Origin of the sequence: Methylocystis suflitae (genome assembly GCF_024448135.1) — a bacterium.
Lineage (GTDB): Bacteria > Pseudomonadota > Alphaproteobacteria > Rhizobiales > Beijerinckiaceae > Methylocystis > Methylocystis suflitae.
Genome location: NZ_JAMRYX010000152.1, coordinates 1 through 1,170, shown reverse-complemented (window position 1 = coordinate 1,170; position 1,170 = coordinate 1). Strand labels below are relative to the sequence as shown.

1 protein-coding gene is annotated in these 1,170 nt (G+C 57.4%); it reads left to right on the top strand.

Translation table 11 applies throughout. The features are described 5' to 3' along the window. Window positions 1-384 precede the first annotated feature (384 nt). The gene (gene amoC, locus NEI07_RS11915; RefSeq protein ID WP_256034801.1) at window positions 385-1,155 is read left to right on the top strand and encodes a bacterial ammonia monooxygenase, subunit AmoC; all 771 of its coding nucleotides are present in this window, start codon (window positions 385-387) and stop codon (window positions 1,153-1,155) included. The last annotated feature ends 15 nt before the right edge of the window (window positions 1,156-1,170 follow it).

Sequence of the window (1,170 nt, the reverse complement as noted above, 5' to 3'; positions counted from 1 at the left end):
AGCTATTCGATAGATTGTTTTCCTCTATACTAACGGGTATTGTGAATATTGGGGGTTATTGGAATGTTGCGGCACGCTGAGCTGGGTCTGCGGTCTGCTCTTTCAAGGGGGCGGATTTCTAGATTTTGGCTTAGGCGGCGACGTCGGTTTTCGTCCGATAACAACAAGCAGCCGGGTTCTGGGATTTGGGGATTTGCCCGCTGAGGCGGGGATGTTCCGGGATTTTCGGGAAGGCTGCGGCAGACAAGGGCGGTTTTGCGTGTTTTTAAAAGAAGACGCGCTTTCGCTTTGCTTTACGAAACGAGGACGAAGCGGCTCCGTTGTGGGAGGCGGAGCGATACCGGTCACGCGCAATTCCCTGGGAGCACATTGGAGGAGAAGGGTATGAGCTCAACGACTGACACAGCAGCCCGCGCTGCTGCTGGCACGGAAGCTGTAGTTGACCTGAAGGGCATGTGGATCGGCTTGGCCGTTCTGAACGGGTTCTATCTGGTCGTTCGCATTTACGAGCAGATTTATGGCTGGCGCGCTGGCCTGGACTCGTTTGCGCCGGAGTTCCAGACCTATTGGATGTCGATCCTTTGGACCGAGATCCCGCTGGAGCTGATCTCCGGCATTGGCCTTGCGGGCTTTTTGTGGAAGACGCGCACGCGCGACTTCTCGACGCTGACGGCGCGCGAAGAAATGCGCCGCCTGGTGGTTGAGGTGCAGTGGCTGGTGGTTTACGCCGCGGCCATTTACTGGGGCGCGTCGTTCTTCACGGAGCAGGACGGCACCTGGCACATGACGGTGATTCGCGACACGGACTTCACGCCGTCGCACATCATCGAGTTCTACATGAGCTACCCGATTTACTCGGTGATCGCGGTTGGCGGCTTCTTCTATGCGAAGACGCGTCTTCCGTATTTCTCCAAGGGTTATTCGGTCGCTTATCTGATCGTGGCGATTGGCCCGTTCATGATCATCCCGAACGTCGGCCTGAATGAGTGGGGCCACACGTTCTGGTTCATGGAAGAACTGTTCGTTGCGCCGCTGCATTGGGGCTTCGTGTTCTTCGGCTGGATGGCGCTCGGCGTGTTCGGCGTCGTGCTTCAGCTGCTGATCAACATTCAGCGTCTGATCGGCAAGGAAGGCGTCGCCCTCCTGACCGAGTAATCGAGACTGGCGCGC